At 55.0% G+C, this 22,585-nt stretch carries 24 protein-coding genes; 8 read left to right on the top strand and 16 right to left on the bottom strand.

Annotated elements, in window-relative coordinates:
* Positions 1-47: 47 nt before the first annotated feature.
* The 3 genes from LLU09_RS05205 to LLU09_RS05215 form a co-directional block, all read right to left on the bottom strand.
* Positions 48-737: a DUF4956 domain-containing protein gene (locus tag LLU09_RS05205; RefSeq protein WP_228310774.1), complete on the bottom strand. Its 690-nt coding sequence runs from the start codon at positions 735-737 to the stop codon at positions 48-50.
* A 2-nt stretch (positions 738-739) separates the two neighbouring features.
* Positions 740-1,477 carry a polyphosphate polymerase domain-containing protein gene (locus LLU09_RS05210; protein ID WP_228310775.1) on the bottom strand — a complete coding sequence of 246 codons (738 nt, stop codon included), beginning with the start codon at positions 1,475-1,477 and terminating at the stop codon, positions 740-742.
* A 151-nt stretch (positions 1,478-1,628) separates the two neighbouring features.
* Entirely contained in the window at positions 1,629-2,378 is a 750-nt protein-coding gene (locus LLU09_RS05215; protein ID WP_228310776.1) for a MerR family transcriptional regulator, read from the bottom strand.
* Positions 2,379-2,524: 146 nt separating this feature from the next.
* Here LLU09_RS05215 and LLU09_RS05220 point away from each other — a divergent pair, with 146 nt between their 5' ends.
* Together LLU09_RS05220 and LLU09_RS05225 are read left to right on the top strand one after the other, a co-directional pair.
* The gene (locus LLU09_RS05220) at positions 2,525-2,752 is read left to right on the top strand and encodes a spore coat protein (RefSeq protein ID WP_228310777.1); all 228 of its coding nucleotides are present in this window, start codon (positions 2,525-2,527) and stop codon (positions 2,750-2,752) included.
* Between the two features lie 29 nt (positions 2,753-2,781).
* On the top strand, positions 2,782-3,084 hold the full coding sequence (locus tag LLU09_RS05225; RefSeq protein WP_370632462.1) for a spore coat protein: 303 nt from the start codon (positions 2,782-2,784) through the stop codon (positions 3,082-3,084).
* A gap of 45 nt (positions 3,085-3,129) precedes the next feature.
* Here LLU09_RS05225 and LLU09_RS05230 read toward each other — a convergent pair whose 3' ends face one another.
* The 4 genes from LLU09_RS05230 to LLU09_RS05245 form a co-directional block, all read right to left on the bottom strand.
* Positions 3,130-3,546: a MarR family winged helix-turn-helix transcriptional regulator gene (locus LLU09_RS05230; RefSeq protein ID WP_228310778.1), complete on the bottom strand. Its 417-nt coding sequence runs from the start codon at positions 3,544-3,546 to the stop codon at positions 3,130-3,132.
* 106 nt (positions 3,547-3,652) lie between these two features.
* Positions 3,653-4,447, bottom strand: coding sequence for a hypothetical protein (locus tag LLU09_RS05235; protein WP_228310779.1), 795 nt, complete (start codon positions 4,445-4,447; stop codon positions 3,653-3,655).
* Positions 4,437-5,972, bottom strand: coding sequence for a hypothetical protein (locus LLU09_RS05240; RefSeq protein ID WP_228310780.1), 1,536 nt, complete (start codon positions 5,970-5,972; stop codon positions 4,437-4,439). Before LLU09_RS05240 ends, LLU09_RS05235 begins: the two co-directional genes overlap by 11 nt.
* Positions 5,973-6,047: 75 nt before the next feature.
* Positions 6,048-6,569 (bottom strand): competence protein ComK, encoded by a 522-nt coding sequence (locus LLU09_RS05245; RefSeq protein ID WP_228310781.1) that lies wholly within the window; start codon positions 6,567-6,569, stop codon positions 6,048-6,050.
* A 157-nt stretch (positions 6,570-6,726) separates the two neighbouring features.
* Between LLU09_RS05245 and LLU09_RS05250 the strand changes: the two genes are divergently transcribed.
* The 4 genes from LLU09_RS05250 to LLU09_RS05265 all read left to right on the top strand — a co-directional run bounded on the left by LLU09_RS05250 (position 6,727) and on the right by LLU09_RS05265 (position 8,454).
* A complete protein-coding gene (locus LLU09_RS05250; RefSeq protein ID WP_228310782.1) occupies positions 6,727-7,257 on the top strand; it encodes a sigma-70 family RNA polymerase sigma factor in 531 nt (176 codons plus the stop codon).
* 101 nt (positions 7,258-7,358) lie between these two features.
* Positions 7,359-7,565 (top strand): hypothetical protein, encoded by a 207-nt coding sequence (locus LLU09_RS05255; protein WP_031547879.1) that lies wholly within the window; start codon positions 7,359-7,361, stop codon positions 7,563-7,565.
* Between the two features lie 70 nt (positions 7,566-7,635).
* The gene (locus LLU09_RS05260) at positions 7,636-8,094 is read left to right on the top strand and encodes a spore coat protein (RefSeq protein WP_228310783.1); all 459 of its coding nucleotides are present in this window, start codon (positions 7,636-7,638) and stop codon (positions 8,092-8,094) included.
* A gap of 171 nt (positions 8,095-8,265) precedes the next feature.
* Entirely contained in the window at positions 8,266-8,454 is a 189-nt protein-coding gene (locus LLU09_RS05265; RefSeq protein WP_228310784.1) for a YkvS family protein, read from the top strand.
* Between the two features lie 686 nt (positions 8,455-9,140).
* Here the strand turns inward: LLU09_RS05265 and LLU09_RS05270 are convergent.
* The 7 genes from LLU09_RS05270 to LLU09_RS05300 all read right to left on the bottom strand — a co-directional run bounded on the left by LLU09_RS05270 (position 9,141) and on the right by LLU09_RS05300 (position 17,569).
* Entirely contained in the window at positions 9,141-9,995 is an 855-nt protein-coding gene (locus LLU09_RS05270) for a bifunctional UDP-sugar hydrolase/5'-nucleotidase (protein ID WP_228310785.1), read from the bottom strand.
* Positions 9,996-10,025: 30 nt separating this feature from the next.
* Positions 10,026-11,381: a TrkH family potassium uptake protein gene (locus tag LLU09_RS05275; protein WP_228311125.1), complete on the bottom strand. Its 1,356-nt coding sequence runs from the start codon at positions 11,379-11,381 to the stop codon at positions 10,026-10,028.
* 173 nt (positions 11,382-11,554) lie between these two features.
* Positions 11,555-13,195, bottom strand: coding sequence for a S1C family serine protease (locus LLU09_RS05280; protein WP_228310786.1), 1,641 nt, complete (start codon positions 13,193-13,195; stop codon positions 11,555-11,557).
* Between the two features lie 43 nt (positions 13,196-13,238).
* Entirely contained in the window at positions 13,239-14,045 is an 807-nt protein-coding gene (locus tag LLU09_RS05285; RefSeq protein ID WP_228310787.1) for a TerC family protein, read from the bottom strand.
* A 243-nt stretch (positions 14,046-14,288) separates the two neighbouring features.
* Positions 14,289-15,845: a peptide chain release factor 3 gene (locus LLU09_RS05290; RefSeq protein WP_228310788.1), complete on the bottom strand. Its 1,557-nt coding sequence runs from the start codon at positions 15,843-15,845 to the stop codon at positions 14,289-14,291.
* A gap of 10 nt (positions 15,846-15,855) precedes the next feature.
* Positions 15,856-16,095, bottom strand: a complete 240-nt coding sequence (locus LLU09_RS05295) for a YueH family protein (RefSeq protein WP_228310789.1) — start codon at positions 16,093-16,095, stop codon at positions 15,856-15,858.
* On the bottom strand, positions 16,067-17,569 hold the full coding sequence (locus LLU09_RS05300; RefSeq protein WP_228310790.1) for a UDP-N-acetylmuramoyl-L-alanyl-D-glutamate--2,6-diaminopimelate ligase: 1,503 nt from the start codon (positions 17,567-17,569) through the stop codon (positions 16,067-16,069). The genes LLU09_RS05295 and LLU09_RS05300 overlap by 29 nt, the downstream gene beginning before the upstream one ends.
* 159 nt (positions 17,570-17,728) lie before the next feature.
* Here LLU09_RS05300 and LLU09_RS05305 point away from each other — a divergent pair, with 159 nt between their 5' ends.
* Positions 17,729-18,925: an MFS transporter gene (locus LLU09_RS05305; RefSeq protein ID WP_228310791.1), complete on the top strand. Its 1,197-nt coding sequence runs from the start codon at positions 17,729-17,731 to the stop codon at positions 18,923-18,925.
* 168 nt (positions 18,926-19,093) lie between these two features.
* Positions 19,094-20,236: a CapA family protein gene (locus tag LLU09_RS05310; RefSeq protein ID WP_228310792.1), complete on the top strand. Its 1,143-nt coding sequence runs from the start codon at positions 19,094-19,096 to the stop codon at positions 20,234-20,236.
* A 291-nt stretch (positions 20,237-20,527) separates the two neighbouring features.
* On the opposite strand, the gene LLU09_RS05315 is transcribed toward LLU09_RS05310, so the two are convergent.
* Both LLU09_RS05315 and galU read right to left on the bottom strand, forming a co-directional pair.
* Positions 20,528-21,520: a nuclease-related domain-containing protein gene (locus tag LLU09_RS05315; protein WP_228310793.1), complete on the bottom strand. Its 993-nt coding sequence runs from the start codon at positions 21,518-21,520 to the stop codon at positions 20,528-20,530.
* Between the two features lie 140 nt (positions 21,521-21,660).
* The gene (gene galU / locus LLU09_RS05320; RefSeq protein ID WP_228310797.1) at positions 21,661-22,560 is read right to left on the bottom strand and encodes a UTP--glucose-1-phosphate uridylyltransferase GalU; all 900 of its coding nucleotides are present in this window, start codon (positions 22,558-22,560) and stop codon (positions 21,661-21,663) included.
* Positions 22,561-22,585 lie beyond the last annotated feature (25 nt).

Genomic DNA, 22,585 nt, shown 5'->3' on the forward strand with positions numbered 1-22,585 from the left:
ACATAAAGGGAGCAGGAGACTTTGTCCCCTGCTCCCTATTTTCTATGCTAGAACCCGAGGCGTGACACATTCAGCGTCACCTTCATGTTGGCGTTCTTCGTCCGGATGGCGTCCATCAGCGTCTTGTCCCGGGTCTCCTTCTTCGTGCGCACCCTGTACTCAAGCATATACATCGTGCCGAGGTTCGTCGTTTCGATGTTGACGAGCTCGTTCTGTTCGAGATATTGGCGGAACACGTCATCGAATGCGCCTTCGAAATGCATGTTTTCAGGTACGGTGATCTTGAGCACCTTCTCATCGGACCCCTTGCTGCCGTAGTCGGTCTTGTGCATCACTCCGATGATCAGGCTCATGATGGCCGTGAATATGACGGCGAGCAGATAGAATCCGAGGCCGCATGCGATGCCGACGACCATGCCGAAGAAGATGAAGGCGATGTCCTTGGGATCGCTCATGGCGCTCCTGAACCGGATGATGGAGAATGCGCCGACGAGTCCGAATGCGACGGCGACATTGTTGCCGATGACGATCATGATGATGGCGACGACGACACTCATGATGACGACCGTCTGGACATAGGACTGCGAGTAGTTCACCCCGTGGTGCGTCCATTTGTAGACCAATGTCACCACCGTGCTCAGAATGGCGCTCAGGATGATCGCAAGCAGGAGCTCGATGACCGTAAACGTCGTCGTTTCATTGCCGATTTCAAAATACTGCTGTACAAATTCATTCATTGTTATCCCGTCCTTTTCTCATTTACGGCATGCTCGATGCCCTTCGTTTCAACGTCGATGCTGGTGCAGAATTTGGATACCCCTTCCTTCCGGAGCCCGTGGGCGGACAAAATCTCCGTCAGCCACAGCGGGATGCTTGAAGACATCTTCACTTCCATCACGACAAGACCTAGGTCGATGAAGTGGGTGCCATGCGGTCCGTTCTCTATATTCAGATCATCCGAACGGCAGCGCAGATTGTAGTCGAACGTCACCCGGAGGTCGTCCTCACGTATGCCGTGGAAGGCCTGGCGGTCATAGCTCACGACCACCTGCGGCGCGAGGTTGTAGAGTTCCCTGAAATGGTCCGCCTCCCTGAAGATCTGCGGGTTCGTCGCCGCTTCCACCACATCGCGGCCCCCATATATGTAGTCATATGCCGCATGCAACGGCAGCCCCGTCCGTCGCTTGTTGACCACATTGTTGTACTTCTGCTTCACTTCGAGGAATGCCGTACTGGTGAGATCGGCATCATCATAGACCCGGAGCCTCAGCTTCTGGCGGAACCTGAGCTTATTGCGTGTCTCCGAATAGATCCTGCCATCCTCGGAGTCGAAGTACAGGCTGACGATGTTGTACTTCCCCTCCGTGCCGAACCGGTCGAAGCGCATATGTGCGGCTATTTCCCGGGCGATTGCTTCATACGTTTCAAAGGGGATCAGATACTTCACTTCCCTGCGGCTGAAAACTTCAAGTGCCATGGTCATTCTCCTTTCTTCCTCCTGCATGGTTCAAATGTACATGTGGATTATTAAAGGATGGTTAGACGCTGATGATAAGTCCTTTAAAAGACGGTTAATCGGCAAAATGAAAGGCCCGCCTCCCGGATGGGGAAACAGGCCAAACCTTGCGTTATTCTGCATGGGCGACGATCGCATCCCGCAGGAATGCTGCAGCACCCGGTGCGACGTCGTCATAATATTTTTTGAAGCGCTCGTCATATACATACATTTCGGCGAGTCCCTGATGGGCTTCTTTCGAATAGGTGCTCCATGTGAACATCAGCCATTCCTTATGCAGCCGGGCAGCCTCCCGGGCGTGCTCTTCCATCGGGTCATCCACCGCCTCCTTCAGGACTGCCTTGAGCTCCGCTTCAACCGCCGTCATCCTGTCGTAGTCCGCTTCCGACATGCCCATCCATTTCTCATTGGATGCCCTGACGGTGTCCTCCCCGTACTTCTCACGGATCTCTTCACCGTACTGCGCTTCATTTTCCTGTAGCTTCTCCTCCTTGAAACCTTCGAATTTATCCTTGTCCTTCATATGTCTGCCTCCTTCTTTTGCTTCCAAAGTCTGTTCCACATTCCGTATCAGCCTGTCGATCCTGCTGCGTTCTTCAAGCAGCTGGGCATGGTGGCGCCGGAGTGCCGCTTCCGCGTCGAAATCCGGGTCCTCCATGAGCTGCCTGATTTCACCGAGCCGCACCCCGAGTGTCCGGTAGAACAGGATGAGCTGCAGCCGGTCCACTTCCGCCCGTCCATATATCCGGTAGCCCGAGCTGTTGATGCGGGCGGGTGTGAGCAGTCCGATCTGGTCGTAATACCTGAGTGTCCGCCGGCTCACGCCGGCGAGGTCGGCAAGCGCCTTCACCGTATACTCCATCATTCCCCCTCCTCACATTCATGATAGACCGTGACGCAGCGTCAATGTCAATATACATTATACCCGGCTCTAAAAAAGTTTATATTCCCCGTTCCGGGGTACGCTATAAACGAAAGCCGATTCAATAAACCGGGAGGAGGATGGACATGGCCAAGAAGAAGGATAAGAAGCAGAATAAAAATGCAGACAAGCCGGAGCTTGCGGTGCATGAGACACTGGAACTCCATGAGGTGACGACGGTGAAGCAGGCATCGCTCCTCAAGGCGGGCATGATGGAATCGCTCGTCGAGGATGCCAAGCTGCGTGAAATCATACGCAAGGAGCGCAAAATCTCCAAAAAGGCGATTGATGAAATACAGGAACTTCTGCCCTAGGGGTGGAACAATGGAAAGGAGTGGTATGTATGGAAATGGAGGAAATGCTTGAACAGGCAGGAGAGAAGCGGGATGAACTCATCGCAACGGAGATGCTCGTCACAGCCAAAGCTGCCGTACGCACATATGCCGTGGCGCTGACGGAAGCGGCGTCACCGGAAGTCCGTGATGTGCTGAAACGCCAGCTGACGCAGGCGATCAACCAGCATGCACGGATCGCCGACTACATGATGGAGAACGGCATGTATCATGCCCATAACGTCAAGGATCAGCTGAAGAACGACAAGAAGAAAGTGAAGACCGTAAAGAAGCTCACCAAAAAAGATAAATAGATGCATTAAATCCCCCGGAACCTTCAGGTCCCGGGGGATTTTTCATCACAGATGAATTTTTTCAAGAATGTCGGTCAGCGCCTTCTTCTCATCTCGATCCAGCTTCTCAAGTACGTCATCCGTCACTTCACAGATCTTCTCTTCCAGTTCATCGAGCGTCTCCACCGACTGTGCCGTCACTTCAAGATATGAGGCCCGCATGTCATCATGATGCTGACGTTTGATGAGGTAGTTCTGGTCGACGAGCTTCTGGACGGCACGGGAAATCGAAGTCTGCTCCCGTTTCAACCGCCCGATGAGCGTCTTCTGTGTGATGCCCGGCTCCTCAGCCACCATTTCGATGATGTAGAGCTGTTCCCTGGACAATGCACCGTACTTTGTCCTGAATTCGACCAGATGATCGATCTTTGCATTGAGCAGATAGATGTATCTGCAGACATTCCGTGTGTTCAATTTACTCATAGATAGTCAACCCGCTTCTTTGACATATTACTCTCCCTCACATTATGACAATAAAGGTGTCATGCTCCATAGTGGCATCAAAGACACTGTATGGCAACCATTGAATTCACCGGATGCCTTCCAGCTGCGCCCTTTCTATATATCCTATGGAAGCGGCGGCGCCCAATTGTACGTATGTCGGCAGATGTGTGTCAGTACTTTCAAGATGAGTGGTGGTCCCTTCGAATTCGCCGATGATATCGGCCATATGATGGATGAGTGCTGTAATCATATCGATGTGCTGCTGCGAAATCGGCGGATGGTTCAGGTGGATCAGTGGATTGCGCTGGCGACGGGATGGGAACATGATGCTCCGCACCCACTTGAGCTCCTCCTTCGTCAGTTCATCCCGAGACTTCAGTTCGATGGTCAGGAACGGATCCCGATCCGTCTCCCGGAAAGCCGCTTCATACTGCATATCGAAATGGAAGACCTCGATCGTCTGGAGCTCCCGCCGCAGCAGATACTGCTCCGATTCCTCCTGGACGAAGAATACCGTCCCCGGCCGTACCGCAAATGCTTCCAGCGCCTCATCATACCGCTTCACGGCCCCGACGACCTTCGAATAGTCGAGCAGCATCTGGTTGGCGAGCGATGGCACTTCCTTCTTCCGCGTCAAAGTGATGCTGATGTGCGCATTGCTCAAGTAAGCCTTGTCCGTACTCCAGAAGAGCCTGGAGAGTCTAAGCTGTTCTTTCTTAATTTTTTCATACCCCTTTACAGTCAAATCATGCATCATCTGTGGAGGTGCAAGCCTCTTTTCGATCAGCAGGCCTATGAGGTCGTGTATGGTGTCTTCTTCATTGATGCTTACGGTGTCTATCGTGAGTGCCGTATCTCTGATCTTCACTTTAATCTTCAATTGAAGCCCTCTCCTTTTCATATTCCAGGATGTTGGATAATATGTCGACGCGCAGTCCGACGAGTGCCGGATCTTCGTACATTGCGCGCACTTTGATATCCTTCAGCTGTCTGCTCTCCTCCGGCATTTCATTGATGATGAAGTGCAGGAAGGTGATCGCAAAGTCCTCCTTCGGATTGGTCGCCTGATAAGGCTCGTGGAAATCGTTGATGTTGTTGTTGTAGAATGCCTCCCGCTCCGGCTGGGATTTGAACTTGTTCTCGATCCACTCCTCGCCGTACTGGCTCCAGAAGCGCTCTGTGTACTCCGCCATCAGCGTACCCTCCTTCAGATCATCGAGATCCGTGCCGTTGCTCTCGAACGCCTCGATCGGCAGGGAGTAGACATGGGCAAACTCGTGGATCAGCGTACGGTACTCGCTCGGCAGATCCCGGTTGTCGCGGATGTCCATCGCAAGCGTCGTGCCTTCTTCCGTCACATCGACATAGGCGAGCGTGTTGCCCTCCCCGTCGGAGAACAGCTCGAACTGGTCGACATCCTGGATGTGCGCCTCCGGGAAGAACCTGTGGAAGCGCGTCCATATGGCTTCGAACGCTTCCCTTGAACCGAGCGGCAACGGCTCGTGCTCAGTCGGATTTGTGAGCATGAAATCCTCCACCGTATAGGTGATGTAATGGATCCGGCTCCGGTTCTCGACGAACATATGCGGGGACTCCCTGATGTCGATGTATGTGCCGAGCGCTGCCAGATGATCGTCCCCAAGTGCACGGCATTCCGCAACGGTACTGCAGTCGGCGTGGTCCACCGCCCGATCGGGGTCGACATCCGCCTCATGGGCCCCGCCCCCACTGGTGAGTCCGATGAAGTAGAGCACGCCGAGTATCGCCAGGCCGGCGATTGCACCGATGGCCGTCAGCTGCAGGAGGACACGGAGCACCGTATGGAGCGGCGAACGGACCCGGCCGCGCCGCTCGACCGGGGAGGGTTCGATGATGCCCCGTGCAAGCAGTGCCTCCCGGATGGCCTCAATGTGGCTGTGATACTCCGGCACCCCCGTCTCTGCCAGGATGATGGTGTCGATGTCATGCGTGCTGAACGACGTGTACTCGCCGCATGTGAAGACGATGACCGGAATGTCCTCCCGGCGGGCACGGGCCAGCAGCCACCTGAAATCACGTTCGGCGATGTCGGTGGTGAGGATGAAGAGGTCATAGTCCTCCCCTTTCCCGCTCCGGTCGGCCCGGACGGTTTCGAACACGTTGCTCCCGGGTTCGACGGCCTCCCCATCGATCGTGCCGTAGGGGGCGGAAACGCGGCCGGCGATGCGCGGATCGACCCCGTCGTCACGCAGGCGGCGCTTCAGGACCTTCGTCTGTTCCGTCGACTCGGTGCTGAGATTCGTATGTAGGTGAATGGTATGCCGGGAATGGGATGCCGTCAGGATGGCCACTTCATGGCCGCCGATGAAGGCGTCATCCGCTTGAGTCTGATCGATATATACGCCGCCGGCTGTCAGAATCTTCATATTGCACCCCCGTCCCCACTACCATTATGCAAAAATTTACCCAAAAAGAAAAGTTTTAATATAAAGACTAATCGATCAATTATAGAAATCCGCCTCTTGGCTGTGCTTCTGGTGCCTTGTGATGTAGAGTGCGCTCTGCTCACGGATCTTCGTCGAGCGGTCCAGAACCCGGAGCGCCTTCTCGTACTGCTTTTCGCAGAAATTGTAGTCTGCCGCCACCCGCTTAATCATACCATGATTGAAGTGGATTTCCGTCATCCCCTCCCCTGCAGGTGCACACATGAGGAAGTGGTGGAGGTTGATCCAGAATGGATTGCGGGCGCGGCTTGTCGTAACGGGAAAGAGGACGAACTGCATGCGCTCGTCGATGACGATCGGCCCCATGCGGTGGATGGCATGCGCCGCCTTGAGATGGGCGCGCCGTGCCGCGAGGTTCGTTCCGTAATAGTAGATGAGCAGTTCGTCGATCAGTGCTTCTGTCGGCTTGTGTGATGGCTCCGGCGCCCTGCCATGGTAGACCGCCTGGCACAGGAACTCTGCATGCCGGACGGGTTCGATGCAGCAGACGCCCGGATTCAATGATGGTGTCGTAAACATGGTTCACCCCTTTATGTAGTTGCAGCCTCAATTATACCCTAACTTCACTTTACATAACATAATATTAACAATATTTAAATAAATGTTAACTTAACTTTGATTAGGGGTTTGTTTTGGGGGCGGGGGACATGTGCCGCAGGGAGCATTTTATTATAAGATGCAGTCATCCGGAAATAAAAGAGGCATCGATGCGTCACAGGACGAAGCTATGAACGAGAAGATAAAGGATTATGAACCGATGATCTACAGCATCATGAAGCGTCTGAACATACAGTATGACCAGGATGACTACATGCAGGTGGGCCGCATGGCGGTGTACAATGCGCTGTCGACCTTCGATGACATTGCGGCGAAGGGGGCGACGGAATCCCAGTTCGTCTACACGCGGATCCATCAGCGGCTGATCGATGAGATACGCAGGGTCTCCCGCTATACGAATGCGGTGAGCGTGACGGCGGATGATCTGCTGGCGGAATCGGTCGGCGGGCGTTTGGACAACCTCCATATGATGGAACTGGAAAGCGCGCGGGGGCTGCTCGGGGAGCAGGAGTGGCTGTGGCTCGCGTACACATTGAAAGGGTACAGTGTGCGGGAAATTGCCGGGGTTACGGGCTTCAGCGTGTCGAGCGTGAAGAACTGGCGGGCGTCGGCGCGGAAGAAGCTGCGTGCGGTGTATGATGGGGCGTGACGGTGCAAGTTGTTAGAATATTATTTCTATTGCGTCCCATGGTGTCTATTTTCCCCAGTCATGGTATTCTAATGCCATAGAGTGAATTGAGGAGGCAAACCATGGCCAAAAAAGACAAGCTCGACCTTGACCTCGGCGTCCACGAAACGCTGGAGCTCCATGAAGTGACGACGCTGCGCCGGTCGACTTTATTGAAAGCCCATATGATGGAATCCATCGTCGAAGATCCGGAACTGAGGAAGCTGCTGCGCAAGGAAAAGCAGGTTTCCGAGAAGGCTATCGATGAAATAGAAGCACTGCTGCCATAGCTCAGGATGCAAGTTGTGAGTCACCAGACCGATAGTGATATGCAAGACCAGGACCCAGGGAGGCCAAACAATGGAATTCGAAGATATTTTGGATCACGCTGGCAAGAAGCGGGATGAGCTCATCGCCACGGAGCTGCTCGTCTCGTCCAAAGCCACCGTCCGTGCCTATGCCGTTGCACTGACGGAAACCATTTCCCCGGAAGTGCGGGAGATTCTGAAGCGCCAGCTGTCACAGGCGTTGAACCAGCATGCACGCATCGCCGACTATATGATCGAGCGGGAGATGTACCATCCGTTCGACCTTGATAAACAGGTCAAGAAGGATAAGAAGAAGGTGAAGAAGGCACGCAAGATCATCGCGGAAGGCGAGAAGCCGAAGCAGCGCAGCCAGAAGGTGAAGAAGCGCAGCAGGGCCGAAGCAGCCGTGGCTGATGATGCTGCGCCCAGGCTCGAGGATGATGCTTCCATGTCTGATGCGCATGAAACAGACCGCCAGCCGGTGGAATCCGGCAGTACACGTACAGAATAATAGTGTGGATTGGACCGGGTGCCGTATGTTTGCTGGAAGCTGCTGTACCCGGCATTTTTACGGATTATGGTGTAAGCGGTTACTTTTATTTTTCATATAACGCAGCTATGGATTGAAAAATATTCAAAATGTAGTATAATGTCTTACATCATTGTTGTGGAGGTATGTTCCATGGAAGTAGAAGTAGTAGCGGCGAAAGTTGGAAACATCGTAGAGTTTGACGGCATGAAAGGTAAAGTTGAGAAAGTGAACGAAAACTCCGTCATTGTCGACGTAACGATCAATGATAATTTCGACGAACACGAAATGTTTGAAAAGACGGTCGTCAACCACAAGAGATACAAGATCATCGAAGAGTAGTTCTCTAGCAATCGATGGAGACGTCCGGCAATCGGGATGGATTCAAGTTTTCTTAAAGGGGCATGTATGATAGGTATTGCTGTGAGGCGATATTGATATATGATTTTTACAGATTAAAGGATGTAGGACGTCCATCGATTCTTTTATAGATTTTATAAATAGAGATGAAAACCACCCTCAGTGGCTGCGTTATGCAGTGTGCTGGGGGTGGTTTTTTATGCGGGTGGTGGGTGGTGGTGTGGGGTGCGGTGGTTAATTCGCAGTGGGAAGTGCTGCGATGGCAAGTTAACCCGTCAACTCACCGTCGCAGGCGAAACGATGGCAAGTTAACCCGCCAACTCACCGTCGCGCCCAAAACGATGGCAAGTTAACGCCCTAACTCACCGTCGCAGGCGAAACGATGGCAAGTTAACCCGCCAACTCACCGTCGCGCCCAAAACGATGGCAAGTTAACGCCCTAACTCACCGTCGCAGGCGAAACGATGGCAAGTTAACGCCCCAACTCACCGTCGCGCCCAAAACGATGGCAAGTTAACGCCCCAACTCACCGTCGCAAGCAAAACGATGGCGAGTTAACCCCCCAACTCACCGTCGCGCCCAAAACGATGGCAAGTTAACGCCCACACCCCCCGCCATCCCACAAAAAATCAGCAGCCCCCATCAAAGGGAGCTGCTGATCTTCATTTTCATAGATGGTAGTGCACGAGGTCGAGCATGCGATGGTCTTCCGTGAGCTGGGAGACGGACTGGTCGATGCGTGAGACGGAATGGCTCAAGTATTCGTAGGTGGTCGTCCGGGTCTTGAAGTTGAGCTCGACGTGCATGATCTTGCCGGTGTGGTGGTGATGGTAGCGCGGGATGTTGTGGTCATCGGCCGCGGTGAAGGTTTCGTGTGTGTCCTCTTCGACCGGCTCGTCGTCGCAGCTGCCGGTGATGAGGAGGCCGACGCCTTCCATATCTTTGATGATGGCGCTGATTTCGTCATCGGCATCGGAGATGCAGACGATGACGTAGTCCGGATCTTCGGTGTCGTAGATGTAGCGGAGCCAGCGCTTGATTGATCCGCTGAGTGATGAGACGTGGAGTGTCGGGCGCTTCTTCCCTGATTCGGGAAGGAAGCTGCCGGCATATCCGCCGAGGATCGCGAGCTTCATGCCGTTGATGACATAGATTTCATATGGCTCGCCGAAGAACGGTTCCTTCGTCATCGGATGGGTGATGTTGCAGTTCATCCACGGGAAGTTCGAGAAGCTCATCGTCCGGCGCAGATGGGAGATGTTCGACATGTCCTGATGGTTGAAGACGCCGAAGTCGTATCCCATGTAGTTCATGCTGGTGATGGACGGATTGCGCGGGGCGATGTACTCCATATCGATGCCGAGCGTCCCGCCGAGGTCGCACAGGAGGATGTGATTGTTCTCCTCGAAAGAGAGTCCACGCTTGTACCTCGAGACTTTGGACAGGGTGACGCCGGGCTGTTTACCGAGCTGACGGTTGATGTGCTGCGTCAGGATGAGACTGACGCTGAAGAATTCCTGCATGGCGGTCCCTCCTTTCTCATTAGGATATGCTTAACCGATCAGGATGCGTTCTTTAGGGAAGTGGTACGGCAGTTCCTTCTGGCGGCCGGCCATGGAGAACAGGAATGAAATGAACCCGATCCGGCCGATGAACATGAATATCATGACGACGATCTTGCTCGGCGCCGACAGTTCGTCGGTGATGCCGGTGGATAGTCCGGATGTTCCGAATGCGCTGGTCACTTCGAAGATGACGTCGATCAGGTCGAAGCGGCTGTCCTCGAACAGGACGACGGAGATGATGCCGCTGAAGACGAGGAACACCGCGAGCGTGATGACGGCGAATGCGCGGTGCAGGTCCTCCTTCGCGATCTCCCGGTTGAAGATGCGGATGTCCGTGCGGCCGCGGCTGAAGGCGACCAGGAACAGGATGAGCAGGGCGAACGTCGTCGTCCGGATGCCGCCGCCGGCGGAACTCGGCGAGGCCCCGATGAACATGAGGGCGCTCATCATCAGCTGGGTGGCATCACTGAACAGGCTCGGGTCGACGGTCGTCAGCCCCCCACTCCGCGTCGTTGCGGAGGCGAAGAGGCTATTCATCATCGTCTTGAACCATGAATCGCGGGCGAAGTAGTTCTGCGATTCCATGATGAAGATGAAGAATGCGCCGATGAAGAAGAGTCCCGCGTACGTCACCGTCGTGATCTTGGCGAACAGGGTGAAGCGGAAGTTCTTGTGGTGCTTGCTCAAATAGTTCCTCACTTCGATCAGGACCGGATAACCGATGGCCCCGAGCATGATCTGGATCATCACCGGCACCTGCAGTATGTAGGCTTCTTCAAACCCGAGCAGGGAATCGCCGAACAGATCCATCCCGCCGTTCGTCGTGGCGGATACGGAGAGGAAGATTCCGTTCATGAGTGAATAGTACAGGTCATTCGACTCCACGAAGAAGTAGATCACGTACATGAGCGCCCCCACCGCTTCGATCACCAGCAGCACCTTGATGATTTCGAGCACCAGCTTGACTGCGCCGGAAAATTTGTACTGGTTGTTGTCGACTGCAATCTGCATGCGTTCGCGGAGGCCGATGCGGCGGCCGAAGAGCACCCATACCATCGTGCCCATCGCCATGATGCCGATACCCCCGAGGTTCATGATCAGCATGATGACGACATATCCCCCGAGGTTGAACGTCTCGGCGATGTTGATTGACGTCAGACCCGTCACCGACAGGGCGGAGGCGGCCACGAAGATGATGTCGATCAGTTCCGTCGTCTTCTCCCCCCTGTAGAATATAGGGAGGCTGAGCAGTACACTCGCCAGCATCAATGCAATGAGATAGTACAGAAATATACCGCGTTGTGGACTGAGGGAATCCAGGAAGCGCTCCAGCCACTTGAACATTGCAACCCCTTCTTTCAAATGCATTCATTTCGCATCATATATTCAAAAATACACTTCATTATCACGCAGGTGGACACCTGTGTCAAGACGCTCTGTAATTGCTTCTACAGTACCCTCTTTCACCCCCTTACATGCATAATAAAAAGCACCGGCCATCAGCCGGTGCCCCTCTCCTACTCCAATGTCGCCGTCGTCTGCTGCAGCTGTCCATCGCGGTAGTATTCTATCTGCATCTCTTCGCCCTGTTCCTTTTCATAGTACAGGTACTTTCTGAGTTCCATCATGTTCTGCACTTCGTTGCCGTCGAGCGATACGACGACATCAAGCGCTTCGAGTCCTGCCGCATCTGCAGGCGTCCCCTCTTCGACGTTGCTGATGATGACGCCGGAATTCACGTCATCCGGAAGATTCATCTCATTGACCAGCACTTCTGCAGGGACCGTATAGAGGTCCTGGAGCAGCACACCGAGATAAGGCCGCTGCACTTCGCCGTTCTCCTCGAGCTGTGTGACGATCTGCTCGACTTCATTCACCGGAATGGCGAAGCCGATGCCTTCGACCGTCGGCATGCTGATCTTCATGGAGTTGATGCCGATCAGGTCGCCGTTCTGGTCGACCAGTGCCCCGCCGGAGTTGCCGGGGTTGATGGCGGCATCGGTCTGGAGGACGTTCGCCTCCCAGTCGTAGTTGCCGTCGGTATCGATGTCGACGGGGACGCTCCGGTCAAGTCCGGAGATGATGCCCCGGGATACGGAGCCCGAGAATGCCTGGCCGAGCGGCGAACCGATCGCGATGGCGGTCTCACCGACGAGCAGCTGGTCGCTGTTGCCGAAGTCTATGGCATCATCGATGTTGCCGCGTTCGACGCGTACGACCGCGAGGTCCGTCCAGAGGTCGGTGCCGATGATCTCACCGCTCAGCTGGTCGCCATTTTCAAGGTTGACCTGGAGCTCCGTCGCACCTTCCACGACGTGGTTGTTCGTGACGATGTACGCATGCTCTTCAGTCAGCTTATAGATGACACCGGAGCCGGTACCCGCTTCCTCGGGTTCACTTTCCGGCCCCTCCTGGAGACCCGGTACTACTTCGCCCATCCTTTGCAGGTTGATGATCGAAACGACCGACTGCTTCGCCTTCTGGATGGCGGCCGTCGTGTCCGATACGACCTTATCGGAGTTGCCGCTCTCTTCCTTGAGCTGTCCCTTGATGTCCTCCATCTCCTGCTCGTTCTCTTCGGAGACGCTCCGATCGGCGGCCTCTTCGGTATCGGCGCCATCTTCCGCGCCGTTGCCGCCGCTGCCGTCATCGTTCAGGAAGTTGAACAGGAGCAGCATGGCGAGTGCGCCGAGAAGCCCTGCGATGAATGGCAGGAGGAAGCCGCCGAGGCAGCCGCGCCGTCTGTTGCCGTCGTTCCCGCCATTACCATCATTGATGTGTCTCTCGTCATCGGAAGGCCGGTCCGCATCGTCCGCGCCCGGGGTCATGCCGGCAGTGCCGCCCATGCTGGCTGGTGCGCTCCGGTCCCTGTATCCTTCCTCGCCCGGAGCGTATTCCCGCTCCGTTTCCGGAGGCTGTTCATTTTCACGACGCCTGGCCGTCGCCGGCACCTCTTCCGCATCACTCGATGCTGCCTGGGTTTCGATGTCTTCATCCTGCGGTGCCTGTGACACGGACTCCCGTTCATCCGTCACATTGTTCTGCTGTGACGGTCCCTGGTCCGGCCCGTCCCTGCGCTCTGGCTCATCGCCCGAAAACGTCCTCCGCTTCCGGCGGTATCTATCTTTTGGAATGATATGCTTCTTCGATCTTTCCAAACGCGACCCCTCCTAACTTTTTATACCCCCCATTATAGGGATTTTAATAAGTGCTTTCCACTTTTTCACCATGTCCCCGGTCTTTGCTCAGGAACCATCCTGCTGCGATGATGATCACCATCACTGCCCAGAAAATCAGCTTCCATGTACCGGAATGCGGGAAATCATGCGGAACGACTGCGATGGCATCATGCGCAAGCGTAAGCACGGCAAGCTTCACGCCGACCCAACCGACGATGATGAAGGCTGCGACTTCGAGCCCCGGCTTCCTGTTGAGCAGCTCGACGAACCATGTGGCGAAGAACCGCATGATGATGACACCGATCAGTCCGCCGATGAGCATTACGGTGTACTGTCCAGCATTGACGCCGAAGAAGTCGCCGCCGACTTCAGGCAGTGCAAGTGCGATGGCTGCAGCTGCAAGTATCGAATCGATGGCGAATGCGATATCCGCAAGCTCCACCTTGAATACCGTAAACCAGAAGCCGCTGCCCTTCTTTTCCTTCGCTGCTTCCAACGCAATGCCTTCGGTGCCGGCTGTAGGTTCCTCCGGCTCCTTGTTGCCCTGCCACAGCTTGTAGAGGTGTGAGATCGACACGTAGAACAGGTAGAGTGCGCCGAGTGCCTGCATCCACCACCACTGGACGAGCCAGACGAGCAGCAGTATGGCGATCATGCGGAAGACGAATGCACCGAGCAGTCCGTAGAACAGCGCCTTCTTCCGGCGTTTCCTATCCAGGTGCTTGACCATTACGGCGAGCACGACCGCGTTGTCTGCAGCAAGCAGCCCCTCAAGCACGATCAGGACGACGAGCACCCATGCGTACTCCAAAATTATCGCAAAATCCATAACATTTCCTCCTAAAATTTGATGTGAACGCAAAAAGACCTTGATCGCATGCCAAAAAGGCATGCGGTCAAGGTCTCACGACACAATACGATGTATTGCTCAATGCACCGGGATTCATCCGTCATGACGATGCATTGGTGGGTCGCCCCACTCGTTACTCCCCTTTTCCGCTGAAAAGGTGTACGTCCACTGTGATTACATTCTAAATATAGACGATGTGCCGTCCAAAGTAAAGTGCAGATGCTACAGCAGCGTATAAAGTTTTATTTCGGGATACTTCTCGCTGAACCAACGCATGGCGAACTCGTTCTCGAACAGGAAGACCTGGTTGTCATAGCGGTCGAGCACGAGGTTCGAGCGCGAGGTGCTCATCGCATCCGTGATGGCATCCTCGTTCTCCACCCAGCGGGCAATCTTCTTGCCGACCGGCTCCATGATGACGTCGGTGTTGTACTCGTTCTTCATGCGGTGTTCGAACACTTCGAACTGCAGCTGGCCGACGGCGCCGAGTATCGGCTGGTTCGTGTGCACCGTCTTGTAGTACTGGATGGCGCCCTCCTGCACGAGCTGTTCGATGCCCTTGTAGAAGTGCTTCTGCTTCATGACGTTCTTAGCGGATACTTTCATGAATATCTCCGGAGTGAACTGCGGCAGATCCTCGAAATCCACCTTCTGCCCATCATAAAGCGTATCGCCGATCTGGAAGTTGCCGGTGTCATACAGTCCGATGATGTCGCCGGCGTATGCCTCGTTGACGGTCTCCGTATCGTCCGCCATGAACATTGTCGCACGGCTGACCTTCGTCTTCCGGCCGGTGCGTGCCAGGGTGACGTCCATGCCGCGCGTGAACTTGCCGGAGACGACGCGCATGAACGCCAGGCGGTCGCGGTGACGCGGATCCATGTTGGCCTGGATCTTGAAGATGAAGCCGCTGAAGGCTTCATTCGTCGGCGACACCTGCGACTCCTCCTTCGTGCGCCTTGGCGTCGGCATCGGTGCATAGTCGACATACGTGTCGAGGAATTCCTCGATGCCGAATGTGGACAGTGCCGAACCGAAGAATACCGGTGTCAAGTCGCCCGTCGCAATCTTGTCGCGGTCGAAGGCATCCCCCGCCTCCTCGACGAGCATGAACTCGTCGATTGCGGTCTGGAACGCTTCGTCTTCTGCGATCGGATGCGATTCCTTGAGTGCATAGTCCGCATCAAGCGTAAGCTTCTCCTCTTCGCGGTACGGGTTGATCGTGTGGTCCTTGCGGTTGATGATGCCGAAGAAGGAGGGCCCCATGCCGATCGGCCATGTCATCGGATACGTTTCGATCTCTAGCGTCTCCTCGATCTCCTCGAGCAGTTCGAACGGCTCCTTGCCGACACGGTCGAGCTTGTTGATGAACGTGAAGATCGGGATGCCGCGCATCCGGCAGACTTTGAAGAGCTTCAGCGTCTGCGGCTCGATGCCCTTTGCGGCATCGATGACCATGACGGCGGAGTCGACCGCCATCAGTGTGCGGTACGTATCTTCCGAGAAGTCCTCGTGGCCCGGCGTATCCAGGATGTTGATCTTGTAGCCGTCGAAGTCGAACTGCATGACGGAACTCGTGACACTGATGCCACGCTCCTGCTCCACCTTCATCCAGTCTGAAGTGGCGAACTTGCCGCCCTTCTTCCCCTTGACCGTACCTGCCTGGCGGATGGCGCCGCCGAACAGCAGCAGCTTCTCCGTCAGCGTCGTCTTCCCGGCATCCGGGTGCGAGATGATGGCGAATGTCTTTCTTTTTTCTATTTCATGAGTGAAATCCATAATTTTCTCCTTACTTTGTAGAGGTTGCGCGTGTAATGTCACGTGCGACTGCTTCGCATGTTTCCTCATCCATCACATTGAACAGATGAAGGACGATCTCCTCGGCCTGGTCCGCTTCACTTAAGTCCTGGCTGTACTCCAGGCTGAAGTTCATATCCGGTATGCTGACGATGTACGTGCCCCGTTCCTCGTGCGGGACAATGAAGACCGGCATGCGGGCGTCATTGATGGATGTCTGTATCTGTAACATATTCATCCCTCCGGTATTTGCGGTATGCCCGATCCAGTGCGATCAGGTCGTCGCGGTGCGGCACCTTCACATAGTCCTCCATGATCTGGTACGGCTCGCGCCCCTTGCATGCGAGCACCACGGTGTCGCCGGGCTCTGCGATGTCTATCGCGTATTCGATGCCTTCTGTGCGGTCCGTGAAGGAATGGTAGTTGTCATGCGAAGCGCCTGCCGCGAGCGCATCGACGAGCATCTGCGGGTCGTCATTGGCCGGGTTGTCCGGCGTGAAGATCGCCACGTCCGCCCGTGTGGAGATGCGACCCATCTCGCGGGCCTTCGACAGATCGCGTTCCCCCGTCATGCCGACGAGGAAGATCATGCGCTGGGTGACGAAGGGTTCGATCGTATCGATGATCTTGTCGAGCGCGTCCGGCGTATGGGCGAAGTCGATGATGATGTCGATCGGCAGTGTCTTATCGAGCACCTCAAGGCGCCCTTCGACCGGTGCCATGTCGCCGACGGCCCCGATGATGCGGGAGAGCCGGTACCCCTGCAGCCATTCACTGATGATGGCGCACATCAGGTTCTGTATATTGAAGTGGCCGATGTACGGCGAATTGACGTGGAAGGCCCCTTCCGGCGTATTGAGCGTGAAATTGAAGCCTTCGAGCGTCCCCTCGATGTCCGTCGGATGGAAATCCGCTTCCGGGGTCATGCCGTAGGTGATCACTTCGTGCGGCGTCATTTTGCTGTAGCGTGCACTCCATGGGTCGTCCTGGTTGAGGACGATGTATTTGCGGTCCTTCATGTTGTGCCCCATCTGGGAGAACAGGAGGCCCTTCGTATAGCCGTATTCATCCATCGTATTGTGGAAATCGAGGTGGTCCTGCGTCAGATTGGTGAAGATCGTTATATCATATTCGATGCCGAATGTGCGTCCGAGGCCGAGCGCGTGCGAGGACACTTCCATCGTGAACACTTCGGTCTCACGCTCATGGGCCTCCTGGATGCGCTTGTGCAGGCGCGTCGTCTCCGGCGTGGTATTCGTGCTGCCGTAGCGGTCTTCATTGAGCATGAATCCGTTCGTCCCGAGATAGGCACTGTTCTTGCCGAGCGCCCGGCTCAGGTTATGGATCATCGTCGCCACGGTCGTCTTGCCGTTCGTACCGGTGACCCCGATCATCGTCTGGGTCTCATGCGGGAAATCATAGATGTACTCCGCAAACAGCGCCGCCACCTTTTCCGGATCCTTGACGATGAGCAGTCCGGCACCTTCCGGCAGCTCAACATGACGGTCTGTGACGATGAACCGGCAGCCGGACCGGATGGCCTGTGGAATGAAGTCAAACCCGTCCACCTGGTAGCCCCTGATCGCGACGAACACGGAACCTTCGTCCACTTCACGGGAATCCATCGTTATATTTGTCACGGTTTCCGGGAAATCCCCATAGGCCTCTTTTATTTTCAGAAGGGAAATCAGAGTCTTCGAATTCATGTTTCCTGCCACCTTTCAACTTTTATATTATACAATAGAAGCGTGGTGTTTAATAGTAGGAATTGACAGATGGAACCGCCCCCAGTATCATCAAACAATGATATACTGGGTGGTAAAATATGCTCCACCCATCAAATAATCTTCTAAAAAGGTGACACAATGGCAACCAATGATCATAAGAAAAGATTCTGGAAACTTGCTTTCATCCTTTTCCTGACTGAAATCGTCCGGGGGATGTTCATATTAAGTTACCTGCCCGCCCTGCCGACCATCGGCATCATTTCGCTCAGCCTGTCGGCCATCGTCATCACGATGCACTATGTATTCGATGCCGTGACGAACATCTGGCTCGGCTTCCTGATGCGCAAGATCGGCGCCTGGTGGACGATGTTCCTGTCATATGTCGTCGGCGTCGGTGCCATGGTCACCGTCATGTTCGACCAGAGCTTCTACGTGCTGCTGATCGCAGCATGCCTGCTCGGCATCAGCGTGTGTCCGATATGGATCATCGCACTGTCGAACGTGAAGGATGAGAACCGTGGCCGCGAGATGGGCCTCATCTTCTTCGCATGGCTTGCGGGGCTCGGTGCCGGCATGGTCGTCATGAACTTCCTGATCGGCATCTTCGATGCCGGTGCCGTCTATGCGATGGCCGGGGTGTTCCTGATCAACTTCATCGTCTTCCTCGTCATGCCGGGCGACTACAAGGTGAAAACCCGGGAAGGACAGACGGCGAGCCGGCGCAAACAGCGCCTTCCGCTCCGCGAGACGTGGGATATCCTCCGCCACCATATGAAGAACATGCCGGGCATCATGCTGCAGGGACTCGGTGTCGGGATGCTGCTGCCGGTCCTGCCGACATACATCACGACGCTGCTCGAGCTCAACTATTTCGAATATACCTTCTTCATCCTGCTCGTATTCGGCATCGTCGGCTTCGGCATGACGGTGCTGAGCCGGGCACTCGACATCCATACCGAACGCTTCACGCGCACTATGATCACCGGCGGATTCTTCGTCTATGCTGCCGGTGTCATCTGGTTCAGCACGCTTGAGACCGTATGGCTCATCTTCGCCATCGCAAGCTTCATCGGCCTCGCCTATGGCATCATGCTGCCGGCATGGAATAAATACCTCGCCGGCACGATCGCCGACAGCCAGAAGGAGGAGTCATGGGGCGTCATCAGTTCCGTCCAGGGCATCGGCGCCATGATCGGCCCGGCGCTCGGCGGGCTCATCGCCGACATCTTCGGCACGGTGACCGCCACCCTCATGGCGAGCGGTCTGATCTTCGTCCTCCTGTTCGTCTACTATGGCGTGCTGTTCTCCATCAACTGGCGGACAGCGCGGAGCTGACCCTGGCCCCGCCCGCGACTACTTATACGCCCGTTTCCCTATGCAGATGGAAACGGGTTTTTCATTTTCCCGAAAGGTCTCGTGCAATTGGTAGGCAAGCCGGGGATTAAACGGTAGAATGGAGGTAAGCGCTATCGCTGAAGTCCAATTCCAATGGGGTGTTTATATATGATGAAAATAATGATGTTCGTACTGCTGAGCCTGCCGTTCGGCAATGGCGAGGTGGCGGACTATGAGACATATGACAAGGAGCTCACGCAAGTATCCGGGGAGACGATACATAATGTGATCAATACGCACTTCCAGACGTCGTTCAGCTTCGCGGCGACGGGGGATGTGCTGATCCACGACCACCTGTACGAGGATGTGGAGACGGAATCGGGCTATGATTTCATCTCCCGCGTCGATGAGGTGGCACCGTATCTCCAGAAGCAGGATCTCGTATTCATGAACCAGGAGACGCCGATCGGCGGGGAGGACTTGCGGCTGAGCGGCTACCCGATGTTCAATGCCCCGCTTGAGGCGGCGGACCTCCTCGAGTATTTCGATGCGGACATCGTGTCGTTCGCGAACAACCACACGCTTGACCGGAGCACGGAAGGTGTCGAGCGTACGGCGGATATACTGAACGAGAAGAGTATTGAATATGTCGGGGCGAACACGAGTCCTGAGGATGCAGAGCGTAAGCGGATCATGGAGGTCGACGGCGTCGAAGTCGGCTTCCTCGCCTACACCTACGGCACGAACGGCATCCCGGTGCCCGAGGGTGAGGACCACCTCGTGAACCTGATCGACATGGAGACGATCCTCTCCGATATGGAGGAACTGCGTGATGAGGTCGACATGCTGGTCGTCAGCATGCACCAGGGCGTCGAGTATGAACCCTATCCGCGCGATGAGCATGTGGCGCAGTTCGAACAGATTGCAGAAGCCGGCGCGGACATCGTGCTCGGCCACCACCCGCACGTGCTGCAGCCGGTCGACATCTATGAACGGGAGGACGGTGGAGAGACCGTCATCGCCTACTCCCTCGCCAACTTCTTCAGCGCCCAGCAGGATCTCGACACCAAGCTCGGCGGCATCATCGAATTCGATGTGAACCACAAGCAGGGCACAGGTGACACCACTGTCGAAGGCGTCCGCTTCATGCCGACATACGTCCACAGCGAGGAGTACGACAACTTCGAATTGATCCCGCTGGCCGATGCCGACGAATATGGCCTCGAGGACGCCGATGGCGTCTATCAGGATGTCAGCGATCATATGCAGTCATATACGGAAGAGCTCGAAATCGTGGAATATCTGGAATAATAATGAGTTGCGCCCCGAAACCCGGGAGGAAAGATTTGGGTTTCGGGGCGTTTTTGTGTGGTGTGTGGGTGTTGGGGTGTGGTAGGAGTGTGGGGGCTTAACTTGCCGTCGTTTCGTCTGCGATGGTGAGTTAAACCGCCAACTTGCCATCGTTCTGTCCGCGACGGTGAGTTAACCCGCCAACTTGCCATCGTTTCGTCCACGACGGTGAGTTAAACCGCCAACTTGCCATCGTTCCGTCCGCGACGGTGAGTTAAGAATTAACAGATGACCTCCCTCCACCTTTTCACCTCAATCCACCAGAATTCGTTTACCTTTTTCATATTTGGAATTGTATCCCTTCATTTTCAGCAGGTCTCCAAGATTTAAGGTGTCAATCGTATAAGTTGAATGCTTCCCTTTTCTCACAAGTGTACAGTATTTATTCAAATACCGCTCTATCCTGCGGTCACTGACCCCCGCCCCGGTAATCCAACGAATACCCTTTTTGCTGAGACTTTCTTCAGAAAATAAAGTGGCAAAATCGATGATTGACTGCACCGTCTGATACTCTATCGTTTCCTGATGCCCGCATGACGTGCAATGTGACCGGTAGCGGTCAAGGGTCAGCTTGAAACTGCTGCATCGCCCGCAATATAACCCCGTCCGAATCCGGGCCACATCGACTTCCGGCAATGCCATCGGATCTTCGATGATGCAGTTCCGGATGGTATCCGACAATGCTGACGCGTCAGCTCCGGAACGCCGGCGTGCAACATCGCGCATGTAGTATTTCAGCATGGGACGGGTGATGATGTGATTTTTACTCTCTTCCGTATCGACTGTGAGGTTGAAGTTCGGATTGACGAATGCCACTTTCCTGTCGACTTCGAACGGATGGCCATGTCCGCCGCCATATTTCAGTCGGATGAGCTTGCCGGCGGTGCGGCTGACCTGGGCGACCGGATCCTCTGAAATCTGGAAGCTGTTGACCGACCAGCTGCCGTCGGCATACTGATACATGCCGCTGTAATTCTTGATTTCGTTGACGATCAGACGATCTCCATACACAATCAACCCATCAATCTGCAGTGTGGCATTCTCCACTTTCATCCAGATGTCGCGGAAGATCAGCAGATGGTCATGGCCGACCTCCTCCCACAGACGGTCATATGACTGCTCGCCTTCGAATCCCTGGCGCAGTATCTTCAGCGTCTTCCTCTCCCCCTCCCCGAGTGCTGTGCGCCGTTCAAGCACCTCGTAAAAATTAAGTTCCTTCGATTTCTTCCTGTCCGTCAAAAACATAAAACACCTCCTATTATATATATGGAGGAAAATGGCCGTTTTGCTCTTTTATTTTTTGGGCAGTTTTACACTTCAGGCAAAATAAAAAAGCGGCATGACTCCCCATCCTCTCGGGATCAGGGTCATGCCGCTTTTCATCTTTACTGCCGTCTGCCTGCGTTTTCATTCTTCTCCAGAGTTTCCGCCATGAAATCCAGGAGTTCATCCTTCATGTCGGATTTCAGTGCGTATTCGATCGTCGTCTTGACGAATCCGGTCTTATCACCCACGTCGTAGCGGCGGCCTTCGAAATCGACGGCATGTACATCCCCGCCGCCTTCAGCGACGGCGCGTATGGCATCTGTGAGCTGGATCTCTCCGCCGGCGCCGACTTCCCCTTTTTCGAGGTGGTCGAATATCTCGGGGGTGAGGACGTAGCGGCCCATGATCGCCAGTGTGGAGTCGGTCACGCCAGGGGCAGGCTTTTCGAACATGTCGGAGAGATGGTAGAGGTTGCCCTCCTGGCGGTCGAATTCCACGATCCCGTAGCGGGATGTTTCGGATTCGGGCACCTGCTTCACCCCGATGATTGGGCTGTGGCACGCGTTGTACTGCTCGATCAGCTGGCCGATTGCAGGGGTGCCGCCTTCGTTATCGACGATGTCGTCCCCGAGCAGAACGGCGAAAGGTTCATCGCCGATGAACTGTCTGGCTGTATGTATGGCGTGGCCGAGTCCTTTCGGTGCCTTCTGCCTGACATAGAAGATGTTCGCAAGCCCGGTCGCATGTTCGACCTTTTCGAGCAGTTCGAACTTCTCCTTCTTCTTGAGGTTCATTTCAAGCTCGATCTGATGGTCGAAATGGTCCTCGATTGCCCGCTTATGCTTGCCGGTGACGATGATGATGTCCTCGATGCCCGCTTCGACCGCCTCTTCGACGATGTACTGGATCGTCGGCTTGTCGAGGATCGGCAGCATCTCCTTCGGCATCGCCTTCGTCGCCGGGAGGAACCGCGTTCCAAGTCCTGCAGCCGGAATGACCGCTTTTCTTACTTTCTGCATGTTTCCATCTCCTTTTCTGTTCCCT

Origin of the sequence: Salinicoccus sp. RF5, from assembly GCF_020786625.1 — a bacterium.
Lineage (GTDB): Bacteria > Bacillota > Bacilli > Staphylococcales > Salinicoccaceae > Salinicoccus.